Consider the following 16,979-nt stretch of genomic DNA (forward strand, 5'->3'; position numbering starts at 1 on the left):
ACCCGCACGGGTGGGCGCAAGCTGAGGGTCGCGGCCGGTCAGTCCACGGCTGGGCAGTCCCGTGCCGCGACGTCCACGGATCGTGAGCGGAACCAGCAGGTGCGGGCGTGGGCGTCGGCGAACGGTTACGCGATCGCCGATCGGGGGCGGATCCCGAACGAGATCTACGAGGCGTTCGACAGCGCCGGCGCGGTCGATGACGTGGAACCGGAACCGGTCGAGGAGACACCGGCGAAACCCGTCCGCAAACGCGCGCCGCGGAAGAAGACCGACAGCTGACAATTCCCTCAGTGGCTTCGGGTTCTGGTGCGGTTACGCGACCGACTGGATCGTGGTCAAAGCCGGATACGGTCTGTCGATCACCGTGCCGGAACGGACCGCGTTGTCGAGCATGCTCGACCATTGCCGATGACACGGACGTCGTCTACCGCGCGAACGTAGACCGCAAGGCCGCAGCTGCACAGCTCGGGCGCGATGCCTCACCGTTGTCCTCGATCTTGATGGGTCCCCGCGGGGAATTCCGCCGATGCCAGCGTCCGACTCATCGCGGAAGTCCAGCGGAGCCGCCTCGTCCGCGATGACCGCATCAGTTTCCGCTCTAAGGAAGGGGCCGCCAACGAATGCTGGCTGCCCCTTTCTGATCGATGACACTCCGAAGCCGCACTACTCCAGCTCACTGCACTGCGTCATTCGCTGGGGCGCTGTAGGCGTTGAGCTTTCAATATGACGTCGGCCGGCTTCGTGCGGGCAGGCTAACGATCGGATCAGTAGGTGAAGGTCTTGATCGCAGGAGGAGAACACCTGTCATACGCGAGATTCCTGTCTTCACATACCTTGATTTCGGCGCGCGCCTGACTAGAGGTACTGTGGAGACGCGTCGATAATTCCGTCGAGACGTACTTCATGCGTTGAGTGCGCGCGGTCTGCTTCGAAGCGGGATAGTCCGGCACCCAGCGGACGCCGGTGCTGGAGTCTTCCCAGAAAAAGAAGCTCACCTCAACATAGACGGGGCTGCCATTGTTCGACATGTCAACATAGTTGATGCCGACGGTGGCGAATACGCCACCGTTGTCGGCGAAGTCGCCATATGCTTTGGCGATCGGCGTGCCTCCACTGTCGGCTGTGACGGCCCAGGGAAGTCCTGCTGCCGAGGCGGAGGCCGGCGCGAAAAGAGTCGCTGCCGCAAATCCTATTGTCACAGCAACGGAAAGTTTCGTTGCCCGGCCGAAGAAAATGTCGGCAATTCGTGTCCGGCGAATCCGGGTCATCATCGACTCCTCTATTGTCAATCTCAGTGGCGCTGAAGGTTGCTGCCGTGTGCGTGCCGGAGAACATTGTGGCAGTTGTCTTATGGCAGGTGAATTGACGCCGTGGGGGCGTCGCGACGAGCTTCCGGCACTTCCCTGAATGTCTCGTTCTCGGTGTGCCTTGGCCCGTTGTTGGTTGGGCTCGACAACGTCCGCGTCGTTGTCGCATATCGAGGACTTTGGGGACAAATCTGCGTAGACCAACCCCGTTGATGCGGTGAGCACCGTCCAATGTGTTCCATCGTCCACGCGCCGTCCTTGGCGCGGCGCTGGCCTTCTTGCCCGACACCCCCTGTGTGACATATTGGCGGCTGCTGTCACAGCATGGCAGCTGGCTGCGTCCCGCGCAAGTTCCTTGAACCTGGCTCCGGTCGGCCCCCGGGTCCGTCCGGTCAGGGCATGGGGGGCGCGCGGTGACCCCGGCGGCAACGGGCCACCTGGACCGGGCCCGCCGCGACCTGACCGACCGCCGCCTCGGCCACCTCACCAGCGCCACCATCGCCCGCCGCTAGGGCTTCTCCCGTCTCGCGGCTCGGCCACCTCGATATCCCCGAACGCCACCTGTACAAGCAGCGCCTCGCGACCGGCACGGGATTCGACGACACCCACCGCGGACTGCTGGTCACACTCCAACGGAAGCAAGCGGCGCCCCGCAACCGGCCCGGCGGCTACTGGATCGCGGAAACCGACCCGACCGCGGCCTACCGCGCCATCCGCGACACCATCCCCCTCGACCAGATCCCGTGGGCGATAGTGGCAACCGGCGGCGCCTACACACCCATGCGGCACCTCGGAATCACTGACTGGCCCGTCATGAGCACCCTGACCGACGCCGGTCTGCACCAAATCCTGACCCGCTGCCAGAGCTGGGAACACAGCAACGATCCCGACGCTCGTGTCCTTCCACGCGCGAAACGGCATGATGACAAACTCTCGTCGCGATCCGCTTCACGTGACTGCCCAGCCGCGCCTATCTACAAAGGACAGCGACAGCACCTCGGGTCTCGAAGTATGCGTCTCCTGTGTCCGACGTCGCCGCACACGGCCGCGGTGACATCGAGCGGATGTCAGTCGGTCACCAGGACCGGCCCGGCGGGGAACCGGCCGGAGAGCAGAAGCGCCACGAGCGAGGGCAGGCTGGCCGGAAGCAGCTTGTCGCCCGTGGCTTCGAGTTCAGCGGCGGTCCACCACCGGCGCGCGAGTACACCCGCGCGTTCGTTCTCTGTCGGCGTGATCGCCACGGTCGGCCGGGCGTCGTCGACCGTGGCGAGGAAGGCATGGTCGAGGCGATGATGATTCTGTCCGCGGTAGGTGAAGCGGCTTTCGCGAGTCCACAGTTCCCGGCCCACAGTGGTGAGGATGATGCCGGACTCTTCAGCGATCTCGCGGCGGGCGGTATCCGGGAGTGTTTCGCCGATCTCCACGCCGCCGCCGGGAAGTTCCCACCAGTGATGGGCGGGATGGTCGGGGTCGCAGGCGTGGATGAGGAGAACACGCTGCCGGGAGTCGAGCAGCAGAACTCGCGCCCCGACGCGAGGCTCGGCTGATGTGGACATGCGCCGCTCCCCTCGGTGGATGGGCGATCTCGTAACGATGCAGGAGATTCGAGGTAGGAAGGTCCCGCTGCCTAAACTACGAGAAGACTAACGCGCCCATGGCGGCGAAGAACGCGACACCACCTTGCGGGAATCCACTCAGCTGGAGCGGGTCGTCTCGCCAGAGGTAGTTCCGTGCCTGGCGGTCTGGCTCGCACAGGGTTCGGGAGGAACAAACTGCCGTGCGGGAGCCACTTCCGGCCACGCAACCGAATCCCCCAACGGGGGTTCGCGCCAGATCGGCTAGCCTTGGCCGCGTTGTGAACGGGTTCACCGTTCTCGGCACACGAGGTTCCAGACTTCTCCACGGTGTCTCCGGCCGGGGTAGCCGGAGACACCGGTGAACCCCGCGTGTGAGCGCGGGGCCAGTCATCACGACGGGAGAAGCCTTGTACACCTCGAAAGTAAGGAAGAGCACGGTTCCCGCAGGCGGTAATCCGCCTGCGGGAAACCCCAGCCAGGGCCGCTGGAACGGTCCGGGCTGGAACCGGTTCTTCATCCTGCTCCAGCTGGCAAACCAGCTGGTGGCCTTGACCCTCGTTCTCGCTAAGGCGTGAGGTCGTAGGCGCGGGGTCGAGCGGCCACTCAGTGGCCGCTCGACCCCGACAGGTCGCGCCGCCTCGGGCGACGTGGTGTCAACCCTAGGGGTGACACCGACCAGAGACTACCGCATGGCTCAGTAACGTTACTGAGCCATCGGCAAGGCTGCGCCGCCTTGGGTTTGCCTGCTGGAGCCGAGGACTCGGTCACCATGCAGGAGCCGATCACTCGCGACACCGTGAATGCCGTGTTCACCCCTAGTTGTAGAACCAGAGCTGGTCTTCGGCTTGATCGAGGCAGTCGTACTGGAACGCACGCGCGCCGTTGACGTTGTTAGCCCCAGACACCGCGAGACAGCGGTCCGTGTAGAACTGGGGTGGCCCTGACATTGGGCAAGGTCAGGACGGACTCGCGCTGGCTGGCCCGGATTCCGCCGTCTCCGGTCTCCGGCGCGGCGGGACTTTTCGCGGGGGTGCTGTCATCGATTTCTGCGGCGTCAGGGTGGCGATGGCCTGAACATAGGCGGCGAGGATTCTCTGAATTGGTCGGCCGTTGGCACCTGCGGCGGCTCAGAGGCGTTGTTCGTACACGGCGCGGTGTTTGCCGGGGCCTTTGTAGTGGGAGATGACGGAGATGCCGTTGATGGTGGTGTCGCCGGTGATGTTGGTGAAGCCGAGGCGGGTCCAGGTGGTGTGGGCGGTGCTGTTGTCGGGTTCGGAGGTGAGGTAGAGGCGGCGTGCGCCGAGGGTGCGGCCGCGGTCTCGGATGTGGTTGAGGAGTGCGGTGGTGATGCCGGTGCGCCGGTGTTCGGGGTGGGTGATGACGTCTTGCAGGTAGAGGTCGTCGGGGGTGTCTTGGCTGCGGAAGGCCATGATCGCGCCGGCGAGCTGGTGTCCGACCCGGGCGAGGGGGCAGGTGCTGGAGAAGAGGGTGGCGTAGAGCCAGTAGTCGGAGGGGGTTCGGGGGCTGATGTAGGGGGCTCCTAGTTGCATGAGGGCGATGACGTCGGGGATGTCGTTCTGGTGCAGGGGAGCGATGTTCATCGGTGCCTTTCGGTACGGCGGACGAGGTCGACGAGATGTGTGGCCGCGGTGGCGGGGTCGAGGGCGTCGATGACGCTGCGGCCGACGATGAGGATGTCCCAGTCCGGGCTGGTGAACACTGTGGAGTCAGCGGTGCTGAAGCCGCCGCTGACGGCGACGGGCAGCCGGGTCCAGGCTCGGAGTTCACGGGCCGCGTCGAGGGGTGTGCTGCTGCCGATTCCGACGTCGATGTTGGTGGTGACGGTGAGGCCGTCGATGCCGGCGTGTTCCATGGCGGTGACCCAGTGGTGGCTGGAGTAGGTGGGGGCGTCGAGGAGAACAGGGACGGCGAGGCGACGGCCTGCCTCGACGGCGGCGTGGACGCTGGCGGTGGTGGCGGGTCCGATGAGCTGGACGATGTCGGCTCCGGCTTGAGCGGCGAGAACGACTTGATCTCGCCCCCAGTCGGCGGACATCATCTCGGCGACAACGAGTGTGTCGCCGACGGCGGTCTTGACCTGCTCGATCGCGTCGAGGCCGACGGCTTTGATGAGCGGGTCGCCGATCTCGATGAAGTCGGCGCCGGCGTCGGCTGCGGCCTGGGCGACTCGGATCGCGTCGGTGACGTCGTGCATGTCGAGCGCGATCTGGACGGATCGCCTGCTGCGGGTCCGCCGGTATCGCTCGTGAACCCGGTGTGGGTCGGTTCCGGCGGTGGTGCTTTCCGCGGCGAGGTGGTCGGCTTCGCGGCGGACCAGCCAACGTTCGCTGCGGAGCCCGTAATCGAGGAGCCTCTCGCGATCTGCCGGGGCGGGGGCGAGGTGGCCTGTGCGGATCTCGCGCAGGACGGTCAGCAGCGCCCGGTGGTCGCCTCGTGAGGCGGATGCTATGTCGCCGCTGTCGGTGGTGTGGTCGTAGAGGAGGCGGAGCCGGTCGGCGGAGGGACGGATGTGTGCCGGCGGCCGGGACCAGGTTGGTTCAGTGTCGAGGATTCTGAGCGCGGTGGTGGCGAGGTAGCGGTGATCAGGTAGGTGTCCGTGCTCATTGAGGCTGTGCAGGGCTCGGTCGCGGACATGCCAGTTGTCGTCGTTGAGCAATGCCGCCAGGTACGTCGTCGCGTCGGGTTCCGGTGCGCGTACGACACTGGTGGCCGCAGCGGCCCGGACTTTGTAGTCGGTGTCCCGGACGAGTCGGGTCATGACGGTCAGGGCGGTGTCGTCCGGGGGAGCGGCGTGGTCGCGGAGGGCTTCGGCCAAGGCTGCCCGGACTCGCCAGCTGGGGTGTCCGAGGAAGGTCTCCAGCGTGGCGTCGGTGCCGTTGCTGAAGAACAGGTAGAAGTGTCGGGCGAAGAACGTCGCTTCGGCGGCGTCGGTGAGGTTGGCAAGGTCGAGCACGGTGTAGGCGTCGGTGCTGTCGAAGGTTTCCTCGACGAAGCGGGCGATCTCGCTCCATAGCGTGTGGCCGAAGCGTCGGAGCAGGGCGAGTAGCCAGTGGTAGCGGCGCGGCCCGAGGGCGTTACGCAGGCGGGCGATGAGCAGCAGCGCCCGGCTTAGCGCCGGGTCGTCGCTGGTCTCGGCGCGCTCCGCGCAGGCGCGCAGCACTTCCGGGGTGAGAAACCGCGTGTCGCGGCCGATGGTGAGCATCAGTGGCAACGTGGTGGTCGGCGAGATGGTCGGCGAGGTGGCGGTGAACTGCAGCAGTGTGGGGGAGAGGGCGTCAAGTCGTTGCAGGACAAGGTCGAACACGCTGCGCGCGGAGCCGGATCTGGTTGCGCGCCTGGCGAGTTCGTTGAGTGCACGGACGGTGGTGACGGAGTGCCCGTGTTGGTGAATCAGGTCGGCGATCCGGGTGCTGAGGAAGAACTCGCGCAGCACTTCGTGAGTGAACGTGATCTGACGGTGCCGGCCGCTCCGCACGAGGGCGGCGGGTAGCTGCGGGGGCAGGACAGGGCATGCCGGGGTGTCGGCATCCTGCTGCAGGACTGGTGGGAGGCTCGCGTGTGCCTGGTGATACGCGAGGTCGGTGAGCAGGTCGACGTGGCGAGCTTCGTCGGCAGTGCCGAGGACACGGCGCACGCAGTGGTCGAGCAAGGCGTAGGTGCCGAGATCGTCGGCCGGTGTCGACGGGGCCGCCTCAAGAGCGAGCTTCATGTACAGGGGTGTGCGCACCAGGTGGCGGACTCCTGGCGGGAGCTGGTCGAACGGGATCGTCGAATTCTTCTGCCAGAGACGGCGGGTGTCGTTGCCCGACCAGGCCGACACAGTGTGCTCCGGCTCGCCGCCGGAGCGATCGGGTGCCCGGAAGAGGGACGCGTGCAGCAGCGGGTGGGCGGTGGTTTCGACAGCAGGGGGAGTGCGGACGACGAGGAGGAACCGGAGAGCAGGTGCTGTCACCTGGCGGAGGATGGTGTCGACGTGGCGGCCGATGGCGGCGAACACGTCCTGACTGGCGATGCTGTCGATGATCACCAGGCAAGGTTTGGTGAGCCGTGAGCTGTGGGCTTCCAGGGTGAGCAGTGCGTCGTCGCCGCGGGGGATCGACGCGTACCGCAGGATCTCCACTGCGAGGTCGACCGCGGCGATCTCCCAGCTGGTGACCGCGAGCAGCTGGACATCGGCCGCGTCGGTGACCTGCTGTGCCAGGAACCGGCTCAGACTGGACTTGCCCACCCCGGCGGGCCCGGTCATCAGGAAGACCCGGGCCGAGGAGGACAGAAACGCGCTGAACGCGCCGACGACCCGATGATCAGGACAGTAAGGCGGATCAGTGTCCGGGGCGTCATCACCGGCGGTGAGCAGCGCGGCCGTGCGTGCCGCGGAACCACCTCCCAGGCTGCCTGCGGTGAGACCACACTCGCGGTCGAACACGTCCCGCGTGCGTGCAGGCAGTCGCCCGAGTTCCACGGTGAGGACTTCGACTGTTTCGTGCTGCAGAGGCGCGGTCCGGCTCGGCTTTTCCCAGCCCACCACGGTGCTCTGGGCGTAGCCCAAGCGCTGGGCGAAGGCCCGCTGGCTCAGATGCTGGATCTCGCGGAGCAGCTTCACCTCCCGCGGTGTCCAGGTCAGGCGGCGGCTCACTGCGGCATCCTCCATGCCCTCCAGCTGATCACATCCCGTCGTGAATGCCGAGAGTATCGGCTCGCGCACGCCCTGGTGCTGATCATGCCCGATCACAACCCGCGCAACGCTGCCTTCCTTGGCCGCGACCTACTCGGGGAGCGTGGAGCTCGCCACGCTGCCGACTGGCCGACCTCAGGAGCCCGATGTCCACGACCTCACCACCGGTGACCCGATCGTTGTCACCGGCGTCCTTCCTGGGCTTCCACGACGCGTATGCCGCCGTGCTCGCAGAGCTCGTCGATGCACGCAGCCGGATCAGTACCCGCGGGAACGCCGGCCCGGAACAGTTGAACGTGTCTTTCCAGTTGGAGAATCCGGCGGCGCGGCTGCCGTTGTACGCCGCCAGGAAAGCCAACGTGGTGTTCAACCTCGCCGAAGTGCTGTGGTTCCTTGGCGGCCGCGACGACCTGGCGATGATGCGCTACTACGCGCCGCGGATGGCGTCCTACTCGGCCGACGGGGTCACGATCGACGGTGCCGCGTACGGCACGCGGCTCTTCCGCGCGCCCGGTCCCGGCGGGCGCTCGCCGTTCGACGCGACGCTGGACCTGATCCGTACGGACCCGGACACCAAACGGGCCGTCCTCCCGATCTTCGGCGCGCACGAGGTCGGGGACGCCGATCACCCCGACGTGTCCTGCACGATCGCCTTCCAGCTACTCAAGCGCGGCGATCAGCTGCACGCGGTGTGCTACATGCGCGCCAACGACGCCTTCCAGGGCCTGGTCTCCGACGTGTTCTCCTTCACCGTCATCCACGAACTCGCGGCCAGGCTGCTCGGCCTCGAGCTGGGGACCTACACCCACCACACCGGCTCGATGCACATCGGCGACCAGCACCTGCCGAAGGCGCGAGCCATCGTCGCCGAGGCGCAACACCAGCAACCGCCCACCTTCCCTGTGCCGGTCATGCCGCCGGAAACCACCCGGGACATGATCGCCGAGGTCTGCACCCAGGAGGCGCAGCTACGGGCCAACCGCACACGCCACACCCGTGACTCCCTGGCCGGAACAGGACTGCCGATCTACTGGCAGCGGCTCGTCGCGTTACTGGACGTGCACCGCCGCCTCGTCCACCACCCCGACGAGCCCATCGACGACAGCGTGCTCGCCTTTCTCGACGCCGCCCACCTGTGGCTCCTGCGCCACAAATGGCCCGCCCTGGCTGCGTCCGCCGATCAGACCGGGCACGCGTCGTGACAAGCAGGCCGGAGCCGGAGAGCGATCGGGCGGTGGACTGGTCGCGCTGGAGCGTCGTACTGCTCAAACCCGACTGCGTGGAACGCGGGCTGGTCCGGCCGGTACTGGCCCGGGTCGGCGCCGCGGCGCGCATTGTCGCGGCCGAGCGTGTCACCGTGACCGACTGGCAGATCTTCACCCACTACTGGGATCTGTTCGTGCACCGCCACAGACTCGATGTCGACGTCGCCGCCTGCCTACGGGCCCGCTACGTCGGACACGAGGTGGTCGTCGCGCTCGCCCACGACGACCACGGCGACAACGTCCCGGCACGGATCCGGGCCCTGCTCGGCGGTTTCGACCCCAGCACCGCCGTACCCGGCTCCATCCGCGCCGACCTCGGCACCGACAACCTCACCGCCGCGCGCCGTGACCATCGCCTCGTCGACAACCTCATTCACAGCTCCGACGACGCCAACGCCGCCTGGCGCGACTTCCACATCTGGTTCGGCGGCCACCGTGCCCGCGACCTACTGCAGACCCACGACAGCTAAGACCTCGGAGGGACCGAACCGATGACCCGGACACCAGTCGCGCTCGACACCGCTATCGCCCGCGGCACTCGCGCTCTGCGGATGATGGCGCCCGAGCAGATCGCCCAACTCGACCCGTACATGGCCCAGTACGTCGGCTACCGCAAAAGCGGCCTGTCGCTCAACCACGTCATCGGCTGCCCACTGGACTGCGCCTACTGCGTCCGGCACTTCTGGGGCAACTTCGAGCAGAAGATCCCACAACTGATCGAAACCACCGCCAACGCGGTGCAGGCCCTCGTCGACCACGCGGGCTTCGAACCCCACATCACACCGATCCAGATCTTCAACAAGGCGACCGACCCGTTCCTGCCCGCGGTGAAACCCGAACTGTTCGCCGCTCTGCGGGATCTCGACCAGCGCGGCCTGACCAACCTGGTCCTGCTGATCACCCGCTTCCGGGTGACCGACGCCGATATGGCCGAGCTGGAATCGCTCACCAACTTGCGAGTCACCCTGTTGTTCACCTATTCCGGCATCGAGGATGCCCGCATCGAACCGATCGCGAAAAGCTCGATCACCGTCACGTCGCTGCGCACCGCCGCCCGGACACCCGGTCGCCGGACCAAGGTCATCCTCTACTGGCGCCCGATCGTTCCCGGCTGGAACGACCAACCCGACACCATGTCCCGCGTCCTGGACGTCGGCCGGGACGCGGACGCCATCGTGTTCACCGGCTACTACCACAAACCCGAGAACGCCGAATTCATCGCCTCACTCGGTGTGCCGTTGCCCTACGGCATCGGCGATGTCGCCCGCCGCAAAGCCATGCCCGCCGACATCGACACCCAAGTCGTCACAGCCTGGAAGGAATCCGGCATCACCACCCCGCTCTACCGCAAAACCTCCTGCGGAGTGTCCGCGGTCCACGGCGTCGCCGACTACAACGGGCACTGGGGTGTCAACGAACTCTGCGACATTTGCCCGCTCGCGCAGCAGAACTTGTGCCGCGACGCCCACCGGGCGCCCAGTACCGCCGAACTCGACACCATCTTCGGCAAACTCGGGTACTCCTCACCCGTCGCCTTCGACGACGGTCACCTGTGGACCCACGGGCTCAGCGAACAGCAGCGGTATCCGATCCAGCACCAGACCGGCTACCAGATCTGGGACACCACCCTGCCGCACTTCCAGGGAAACCACGGCCGCTCGATGATCGGATTCACCCCCGATGAGGCCGAACAGAACCACATCACGGCGATTCGCGACCACCTTCGGCACGAGACCCGCTTCGATGACGAGTAGCCATCCGCACCCGCCGAACGGAGCTCCTGTGCCCGAGCACACCGCACCCTGGACCCAGGCCACCCTGGTCGCCATCGACATCGAGGGCAGCGGCCCCCAAGACCCCGCCGGCGAAGCGATACTCGAGATCGCGCTCATCCCGATCCGCGACGGCGAACCCGACACCGCGCACGCCTTCACCACACTGATCAACCCTGGCCGCAAGATCACACGCGGCCCGTGGACCTCACCCGGACTCACCAACGCTGTCCTCGAGACCGCGCCCACACTCGACGAAGTAGCGTCGGCTATCACCGCGCAGGTCGCCGGCGCGACCCTCGTCGGCCACAACGTCCGCGTCGACTGGCGCCTGCTGCACGCCACCCTCCCCGACGCCGCACCCGCAGCCCTGCTCGACACGTTGCGCCTGGCCAGGCACCGCCACCCCGAGCTCAGCAAAGGACACGGTCTCCAAGCGTGGCTGGAACGCCGTAATTTGACCGACGAAACCACCCGCACCGCGCCCGGCAGCCAGCCACACCGTGCCCTGTGGGACACCGTCGGCACCGCACTGCTGCTGCGCGAGTTCATGAACGACACCCCCGATTCCACCCTCGGCGCCCTGCTCACCACCGCCGGCCTCACCCTCGACGGCACCCCCCTCACAAGCCCCGCATCCCCGGACGACCAACCAGCCCTGTGGGACTTGTGATGAATCCTGCTCCCGGAACGTTCCTCCTCGGCGGTGACCTCCCGGTGTCCCGGCTCGGGCTCGGCACTATCCAGTTCACCGGCGACCCCGACCGATGGGGGCCACCCGCCGACCCTGCCGGTGCCACCGAGGTGCTGCGCACCGCGGTCGAGCTGGGCGTCACTCACATCGACACCGCCGACTGCTACGGCCCTCACACCTGCGAAGAACTGATCGCCGACGCTCTCCACCCCTACGACGACAGCCTCGTCCTCGCCACCAAAGGCGGCATCCGCCGCACACACCCCGACGAATGGGACCACTACGGCCACCCCGACTACTTGACGACTTGCATCGGGCACAGCCTCACACGCTTGCGACGCGACACCATCGATCTCTACTACCTGCACCGCATAGACCCACGCATCCCGCTGGCCGACCAACTCGGCGCCCTCATCGACGCCCATCAACACGGAAAAATCCGCCACATCGGCCTCTCCAAAGTCACCGTCGCTCAACTGCGCCACGCCCAGAGCTTGACCCCGATCGCAGCCGTCCAGAACTACACCGACCCTGCCAACCCCGACATCGAGGTCCGTGAACTCTGCCGGCTCCAGGACATCGCATATGTGCCGTATCGGCCGTTCGACGGCGGACGAAGGCTGCACGGCACCGAACAACCACAACCGGCGGTCAAGGAACTCTTCCGCGAGCACCTGCGTGACGGGCCACACACTCTGCTGATCCCCGGCACCAGGTCGATGGCACATCTACGCCAGAACGTGAAGTCGTTCACGGAGAACATCGCCGAACCATGACAACTCGGCTGACGGAGAGCAGCAGCCCACCGTCGTAGACTTCGGCGCTGGCCGCCCAGGTCCGGACGGCCTGCGGCTCGGTGGTCGGAAGCCAGACGAAGGTTGCCCTGCCAACTCAGCAGGAAGCCCGATAGACGGTCATCGTCGGTCCGGTCGCCCGGTGCAGTTGCTACGGTGCTGGCCACCTCGCCCGTTCCCTACAGAGGGAGATCCGCCGACTATGCCTCACTATCCCATCTCCATCAAAGGCGTCGTCGTCCGCGCGGGCCGCGTACTACTCCTACACAACGAACGCGACGAATGGGAACTGCCCGGCGGTCGCGCGACACCACCGTGCCGTCGCCGGTGTCAACCCGACACCGGCCGGAGAACTCCCAGCGTCACATTGCGGGTCACGGCAGGCGCGCGGACCGCCGGCAACGTCCATGCCCGAAGTGCGGGGCGAAAGCGGGCTGCAACTGCCGACGTCTCAACGGGGAGCCCAGAAGCAGTTGTCACGCCGAGCGCTAGCCGGATGTCCACACTCCTTCATGTGGCAGGTCCTGCGGCGGCTGCGAATACAGCCTCTACCGTCGGGTAACATCGTGTGCCTGGTCGGGCCAGCCGGTCATCGGCGACCGCGTTCGGGGCAGTGATGCCCTCGCACCGTCACAACGGTCCGGTCGATGCCTCCCGATCACCCTCCCGCGACCACCTGCGCCGTTCCGCGCGCCGTTCGTCCTGGAACCGTGCGTAGTCCGGCTGGGCCTTCAGCTCCAGGTGCTCGGCCGGATCTTCCGCGGTGACCGCAGGGAACAGTACAACCCTGCCCTTCGGTTCCTTGTCCGGCACCCAGGCATCCTCTTGCAGGTAGGTCTCCTATTCGCCGTGGCCGCTTGAGGGGCGGCGGATCAGCGCGTGCGCGCGGTCGAGGTCTGCGAGGTCGTCCAGCCTCTCGAACTCCGCGAAGTAGTAATGGCCTCCCACCTGTTCGGCTCGCCGCCGAGCCGCCAGCAGAGCGACGACGCCCGTAAGGCTGTCCCGTTCGAAGGGCGCCAGCGACAACGCGTAACGGTGTTCCGGCAGCAACTCGTCGACGACGGCGTACGCGGAGCGCGGGTCGACTGTGTCGGCCTCGTGCCGGAACACCGCGAAGCCGCCGCCTTCGAACCCGTCCCGCCTCGTGTGCTTCGCGGGCCCGCGGTCGTCGGCCAGCTGCCTGAGCCTCTCCAGCTCTGCGGCGCTCACCTCGCGGTAGTCGTCGTAGGAGTTCGGGTCGCCGGTTTTCGACAGGCCACGGCTTTGCGTCCACACACCGTGGCCGAGGTACTTCTGCTCGTCATGAGGACCGATGCTGCGGTAAAGGCCTTGGGCGTTACCGACATCGGACATGCCGCGTCCGTCTTCGAACAACGCGAAGTAGTGGTAGTCGGCCAGATACTGCTCGAACACGCGCTCACCGCCCCGCAGGGATGACCTGATCTTAGCGAGCAGACCCGCGTCCGGGACCCGGGACGCATTCCGGGTTCCATCCTGGTCTGGGTGCTGGCTCCACGCTCGATGGAGCCAGCACCCAGGGTGTTTACGGGGTGGTGCTGATCTGGATCGGGGTCCAGCGTTGGTTGGCGTTGCCGAGGTCGGCCCCTTGTCCTATGAGGGTGGCGTTGGCGGTGCCGTTACCGAGGGCTTCGATGATCTTGGCGGAATAGACGCTGCGGAGGGCGAGTGTGCCGTTGGCCGCGGTGGTGAATTCCCATTGCTGGTTGAGGTCGTTGTGGCAGGTGTATTGGACGATCCGGGTTCCGTTGTTGTAGTTGGTGGGCAGGTCGAGGCATTTGCCGGAGTTCTGGTTTTTGAGGGTGTATTTGTTGTTGCCGAGGTGGGTGAGTTTCCAGACCTGTTTGGCGCCGGCGACGCAGTCCCAGAGTTCTGTGCCTGCGCTGTCGCGTAGTGCGTCCTGTCCGACGCCGGCGACCTGGATGCACCGTCCGCCGTTGGCGCTCTTGAGTTCGATGGAGCCGGGTGTCATGGTGATGGTTTTGTAGTCGATGGTGCCGCCGCCGTCGTTGCTCCAGTCGATGCGTCCGTTCTGGAAGTTGCTGCGGCGTCCTTTGGGGAGGGGGAGTTCGTCGGTGGTGGGGTAGCCGAGGTAGGACTTTTCGGAGCCGAGTGCGTCCCATTTGCTGCGGATGTTGCCGTAGACGGGGTGGGCGCCGGTGGTGGGGTGCCAGTAGATGGCGACGCCGGTGCTGAAGTTGATGTATTTGCCGGCTCCGTCGGAGGTGGGTGTTTCGTCGCCGACGGGGTAGGTGACGAATCCGGCTTCGTAGCCGAGTTCGGCGTATTTTTTGTGGATGTCGCCGGTGACGGCGCGGACTCCGTGGAAGGTGGTGCGGTAGATGGAGCCGGTGGAGAAGCGTTGGAAGACGCCGCCTTCGGCGGCGAAGCTGGTTTCTTCGCCGGTGGGGTAGCCCAGGGGGCCGGTTTCGTAGCCGAGGGCGGCGAACTTGGTGTGGATGTCGCCGGTGATGGTGCGGGCGCCGATGGTGGGCATCCAGTAGATGGATCCGCCGGTGAACCGGTTGTACTGGCCGCCCGCGGTGCCGAAGGCGGTTTCGTCGGTGGTGGGGTAGCCGAGACGTCCGGTTACGCCGCCGGCTTTGTTCCAGGTGTCGCCGATGACGCCGTGGACTTCGTGGGCGCCGCTGGCGGGACTCCAGGTGATGTAGAGGGGGTAGTAGCTTCCCTGGGCGTTGGTGATCTGGAGGATCTGGCCTTTGCCGTCGGGGGTGTTGGTCTGGTCGGTGAGCATCCCGCCGAGGGTGCCGGGGCCGCCGAGGGCGAGGAACTTGTCGAGGATCGGCCCGTTGTAGACGGGGTGGACCTGGGTGTTGGTGTAGCGGGTGAGGTAGAGGCGGCCTTTCTCGTAGGCGCGGTAGCCGAGGTTGTTGGCGTCCAGGACCGGGTCGGCGATCGGTTTGCCGAGGTTGGCCCGGATTTTCTCGTCGCGGGTGTAGCGCAGGTCGAAGGGAGTGGGCGGGGCGGGGGTGTCGACTTCCCAGGTGTCGCCGCGCGCGCCTTCGGGGTGGAGGTAGAGCCCGGATCCCTTCGGGCTGAACAGGAGCACGTTGGGGTGGAGGCACCAGGTGGCTTCGGCTTTGAATTCGGGGGTGCCGTCGGTGGGGGCGACGGTCACGTATGCCTCGGTGGGGACGCTGGCTGGTGTGTTCTTCTTTTTGTCCCAGCGGACGTAGTTGTTGGGGCGGGAGACCGACTGCAGTGAGAAGCAGGCGGGGTCGGCCAGGCCGGGTTCGATCTTCCATGCCTGTTCGGGGTGGTTACCCGGTTGCCACAGGGTCAGGGTCGCTCGGCCGTTGGAGTCGGTGAGGTAGGCCTCGTCCATCGTTTTGGTGAGGGTTCGCAGTGACTGGGTGAGGTTCTGGTCCTGGCCGATGCGCAGGAACCGTTCCCGGTCGATGGGAGTTCCGGCGAGCGCCGCGTCGGCGGCGGTGACCAGCGCCGTGTGCACGCGACTTTTGACCGCGCGGGTGCGGATCTCGGTGATCTGGCGAACGTATTCCTCGTCGCGTTTGCGGAGTTCGTTGTCGATGTCGCGCAGGTGGGCGTCTTTGGCGCCGCGGTCGATGAAGGCTTTCCAGTCGGCGGGGTTGCGGCTGCGGACGGCGGCTTCGGCGGCTCCGTGGACCTCGGTGTCGCGCGGTGCGCGGCTCCAGATCTCGATGACGAAGTCCTGATCGCTGAGGTTGACCAGGGCGGTGTCGCCGCGGATGCCGAGGGCGTGCCAGGCGGCGTTGGCCTTGGCCTCCCGCGCGAGTTCGGCGGCTTTCTCCGCTTCGGTCTTGGCCTCGTCCTCCCGGATCAGCCGGTCGACGTCCTTGCTGTGCTCGTCGAAGACCCCGACGGTGAGGAAGGTCCACTGTGCTTCGGCGGTGCCGCGCAGCGCGGCCCGGGCTGCTTCCTTGACCGCGGTGTCCTTGTGGTTGTCGGCGTTGAGGTCGAGGTAGACGATGAACTCATAGACCGACTTCGCCAGGACGGTGTTGTCGGCCGGGATGCCGAGTAGGCCGGCTGCCTTGGCTTTGGCGGTACGTTCCACTTCCTGCCGGGTGCGGCGCTCGGCCACGATGGCCTGATCCTGGACGTGGGCCGCGGCCATGCCGGTCTTGATGAACGTGGTGCAGGCGTCGTCGCTCTCGCCGAGCGCGGCGACGGCGGCGTCCTTGACCTTCCGGTGCTCGGGCTCGAGGGGCTTCTGCTTGTCCAGGTCGTCGGCCGCGTAGTACATGGCGGCGGTGAAGTTGCGGTCGGTGAGGATCAGCAGCTCCGGGCCGGCGACAATGCCGAGAATGGCCGCGGCCTGGGCTTTCTCGGCATCGGTCGACTGCGCCAGGGTGGCCTTCGGCGCACTCTGTGCCGGTTCCGTGGGCGCGCCGGGCAGCGCGCCCACGGTCAAGGGCACCGGGGCCGGCGGCGTCGCGGCCGGGGGTGTGGCGGGGTCTGGGGCCGCCGTGGTACTCGGGCTGACCTCAGGTGCTGCGGTCGCCGGTGCGGCGGCGAGCATGCTGAACGCCATGACGGCCGCAGTGAACACCGCGGCCGACCGTCCTTGATGTTGTCGCGGCAGGCGGGATACCGCCGTCGATCTACCGGAACGTCTCACAACTATTCCCCCTCTTGATGGCATGATTATTGAATCAAATGGCGTATTACCGCTCAGCGAGAACTGCCGGTTCGGGGCGGCCAGAAAAACGCGAGCCTGATGAGAACTAGCGTCCATGTCGATTTGGCGTCAATAGGTCTGGACAACCGAAACTCAGCTGTGATCAACTGCACTGAATTCATGTGAGCGCCGTCACTTTGTGATGGGGTGCGGTTGTGGTGATGTGCCATAG

General features: G+C 66.5%; 14 protein-coding genes and 1 pseudogene. 7 read left to right on the forward strand and 8 right to left on the reverse strand.

From position 1 onward, the window contains the following. A partial coding sequence (locus tag L324_RS13260; protein ID WP_037306896.1) for an Lsr2 family DNA-binding protein occupies nt 1-279 on the forward strand: 279 nt, incomplete at its 5' end. 22 nt (nt 280-301) lie between these two features. Then, nucleotides 302-412, forward strand: a pseudogene (locus L324_RS43560) (HNH endonuclease); the annotation flags it as partial. 352 nt (nt 413-764) lie between these two features. Here the strand turns inward: L324_RS43560 and L324_RS42300 are convergent. The 5 genes from L324_RS42300 to L324_RS13275 all read right to left on the reverse strand — a co-directional run bounded on the left by L324_RS42300 (nt 765) and on the right by L324_RS13275 (nt 7,541). Next, a complete protein-coding gene (locus tag L324_RS42300) occupies nt 765-1,268 on the reverse strand; it encodes a hypothetical protein (protein WP_152546824.1) in 504 nt (167 codons plus the stop codon). Between the two features lie 1,106 nt (nt 1,269-2,374). After that, complete coding sequence (locus tag L324_RS13265; protein ID WP_037306898.1) at nt 2,375-2,863, reverse strand: NUDIX hydrolase; 489 nt, start codon at nt 2,861-2,863, stop codon at nt 2,375-2,377. Between the two features lie 836 nt (nt 2,864-3,699). Continuing rightward, nucleotides 3,700-3,831: a ricin-type beta-trefoil lectin domain protein gene (locus tag L324_RS43875; protein ID WP_268871913.1), complete on the reverse strand. Its 132-nt coding sequence runs from the start codon at nt 3,829-3,831 to the stop codon at nt 3,700-3,702. A gap of 180 nt (nt 3,832-4,011) precedes the next feature. Continuing rightward, nucleotides 4,012-4,485 carry a GNAT family N-acetyltransferase gene (locus L324_RS13270; RefSeq protein WP_037306900.1) on the reverse strand — a complete coding sequence of 158 codons (474 nt, stop codon included), beginning with the start codon at nt 4,483-4,485 and terminating at the stop codon, nt 4,012-4,014. After that, nucleotides 4,482-7,541 (reverse strand): orotidine 5'-phosphate decarboxylase / HUMPS family protein, encoded by a 3,060-nt coding sequence (locus L324_RS13275; protein WP_051173879.1) that lies wholly within the window; start codon nt 7,539-7,541, stop codon nt 4,482-4,484. The genes L324_RS13270 and L324_RS13275 overlap by 4 nt, the downstream gene beginning before the upstream one ends. Nucleotides 7,542-7,726: 185 nt before the next feature. Here L324_RS13275 and L324_RS13280 point away from each other — a divergent pair, with 185 nt between their 5' ends. The 5 genes from L324_RS13280 to L324_RS13300 are packed head-to-tail and all read left to right on the forward strand — an operon-like array spanning nt 7,727 to nt 12,087. Next, nucleotides 7,727-8,782 (forward strand): thymidylate synthase, encoded by a 1,056-nt coding sequence (locus tag L324_RS13280; RefSeq protein WP_051173880.1) that lies wholly within the window; start codon nt 7,727-7,729, stop codon nt 8,780-8,782. Next, entirely contained in the window at nt 8,779-9,315 is a 537-nt protein-coding gene (locus L324_RS13285) for a nucleoside-diphosphate kinase (RefSeq protein WP_161780851.1), read from the forward strand. The genes L324_RS13280 and L324_RS13285 overlap by 4 nt, the downstream gene beginning before the upstream one ends. A gap of 21 nt (nt 9,316-9,336) precedes the next feature. Next, on the forward strand, nt 9,337-10,599 hold the full coding sequence (locus tag L324_RS13290) for a radical SAM family protein (RefSeq protein ID WP_037306902.1): 1,263 nt from the start codon (nt 9,337-9,339) through the stop codon (nt 10,597-10,599). Between the two features lie 28 nt (nt 10,600-10,627). Next, nucleotides 10,628-11,290: a 3'-5' exonuclease gene (locus L324_RS41150; RefSeq protein WP_037306903.1), complete on the forward strand. Its 663-nt coding sequence runs from the start codon at nt 10,628-10,630 to the stop codon at nt 11,288-11,290. Nucleotides 11,291-11,334: 44 nt separating this feature from the next. Further along, the gene (locus L324_RS13300; protein WP_235783514.1) at nt 11,335-12,087 is read left to right on the forward strand and encodes an aldo/keto reductase; all 753 of its coding nucleotides are present in this window, start codon (nt 11,335-11,337) and stop codon (nt 12,085-12,087) included. Nucleotides 12,088-12,735: 648 nt separating this feature from the next. Here the strand turns inward: L324_RS13300 and L324_RS13305 are convergent. From L324_RS13305 to L324_RS40925, 3 genes are all read right to left on the reverse strand, one after another. Further along, on the reverse strand, nt 12,736-12,918 hold the full coding sequence (locus tag L324_RS13305; RefSeq protein ID WP_037306907.1) for a hypothetical protein: 183 nt from the start codon (nt 12,916-12,918) through the stop codon (nt 12,736-12,738). A 27-nt stretch (nt 12,919-12,945) separates the two neighbouring features. After that, the gene (locus L324_RS13310; protein ID WP_037306909.1) at nt 12,946-13,518 is read right to left on the reverse strand and encodes a hypothetical protein; all 573 of its coding nucleotides are present in this window, start codon (nt 13,516-13,518) and stop codon (nt 12,946-12,948) included. A gap of 130 nt (nt 13,519-13,648) precedes the next feature. Then, nucleotides 13,649-16,864, reverse strand: coding sequence for an RICIN domain-containing protein (locus L324_RS40925; protein ID WP_152546826.1), 3,216 nt, complete (start codon nt 16,862-16,864; stop codon nt 13,649-13,651). Nucleotides 16,865-16,979 lie beyond the last annotated feature (115 nt).

The sequence above is a fragment of the Amycolatopsis orientalis DSM 40040 = KCTC 9412 genome, assembly GCF_000478275.1.
GTDB lineage: Bacteria > Actinomycetota > Actinomycetes > Mycobacteriales > Pseudonocardiaceae > Amycolatopsis > Amycolatopsis orientalis.